Source organism: Micromonospora maritima (assembly GCF_902825405.1).
GTDB classification, from domain to species: domain Bacteria; phylum Actinomycetota; class Actinomycetes; order Mycobacteriales; family Micromonosporaceae; genus Micromonospora; species Micromonospora maritima.
The window spans coordinates 1-1,499 of the sequence record NZ_CADEAU010000827.1; the positions used below are offsets into that span (position 1 = coordinate 1).

The window sequence follows — 1,499 nt, forward strand, 5'->3', positions numbered from 1 at the left end:
TGCTCGACCTGCGTCGCGCCGTCGCGCCGCCGGCCGGGCCGACGCCGCACGACCCGGCGACCGGGCCGGGCCCGGTGCGCATCCTCACCGGAACCCGCCGGGTCCGGCACGGCGACGTCGAGGTCGCGCTCACCCGGATCGAGTACGACCTGCTCCTGTTCCTCGCCGAGCATCCGCGCCGGGTGTTCACCCGGCTGCAACTGCTGGCCAACGTCTGGGGCTACGAACACGCGGTGGCCCGCACCGTCGACGTCCACGTGCGGCGGCTGCGCGCGAAGTTCGGGCCGGACACGCCGCTGGTGACCACCGTGTACGGCGTCGGTTACCGGCTCGCCGACGACGCCCCGATCGAGGTGGACCGGGACGCCTGACCTGCTCCGGCCGGTACGCGGCGCACCCGGCGATCCGGGTGCGCCGCGTTCACGTCGCCGTCGTATCCGCCATTGTGAACCGGCCGGGGACCCCCCCGTAGCGCCCGTTTTCGGCGCTCTGCTGTAATCAACGGGCCTCGTACGCAGAGCGAGCACCCGGCTCCGATGTGTTCGTCAATTGTCACATTCATGCAACGCAGCCGCCCCTTGACCCTCGCACAGGCGCCGGGAAGCATCGATGGAGCGGCGTCCCGGGCCGTGGGGAGATACCCGGACCAGCCAAGGAGGACCATGTCGGTCAGCCCCGCCTCGTCGCGCGCCGGATGGCATACGTCCCAACCCGCGGTCCCCGGCCGTCCGCCCGGCGGCCAGCGTCGTCCCGCCAACACCGCCGCGCCCGTGCTCACCGTCACCCTGAACATCCCGCTGGCCTGCGAGGAGTCGCTCACCCCGGCCGCCCGCCGGCTCCTCGACGCCGCCCGCGAGATGCTCGAACGCGGCGACGCGGTGATCAGCACCGGCACGGTCCCGGCGGAACGCCGTCCCGACCCGCTGCCGGCCGGCCGCGCACCGGCCCGTCCGCTCGCCCCGACCATCCCGGCCCTGCACATCCTGGCCTCCTCCCGCTCGGTGCTGCGCGACGGCGAGCCGCTGCCGCTCACCCGCCTGGAGTTCGACCTGCTGCTGCACCTGGTCGCGCACCCGCGCCGGGTGTTCACCCGGTTGCAGCTGCTCAACGCGGTCTGGGGGTACGAGCACGCCGGCGTCCGCACCGTCGACGTGCACGTGCGCCGGCTGCGCGGCAAGGTCGGCGTGGACGTCCCGCTGGTCACCACCGTCTACGGCGTCGGCTACCGGCTCGCCGACGACGCGCGGGTCACCATCGACCGCACCGGCTGAGGCGCCTCCGCCGATCCACCGATCGCCCGCCGGACGGAGCCCCGACCGCCCGGAGGCGATCCCCTGGTGACCCGTCCCGCCGCCTGGGCATAGTGGTCGGATGCGCGTCCGCCCGATCAGCCCCGACCGACTCGTCGCCGAGCTGGCCGGGCGTCTCGCCCGCACCGAGACGCCCGGCCGGCTGCGGGTTGCCGTCGACGGACCGCCGGCCGCCGGGCCGGACGCCCT

2 protein-coding genes are annotated in these 1,499 nt (G+C 74.7%); both read left to right on the forward strand.

The annotated features are described in order from the left end of the window. Positions 1-371, forward strand: a 371-nt coding sequence (locus HUW36_RS32705) for a winged helix-turn-helix domain-containing protein (protein ID WP_174531568.1), incomplete at its 5' end; no start/stop codon positions are given. Between the two features lie 291 nt (positions 372-662). Then, the gene (locus HUW36_RS32710) at positions 663-1,271 is read left to right on the forward strand and encodes a winged helix-turn-helix domain-containing protein (protein WP_174531569.1); all 609 of its coding nucleotides are present in this window, start codon (positions 663-665) and stop codon (positions 1,269-1,271) included. Positions 1,272-1,499 lie beyond the last annotated feature (228 nt).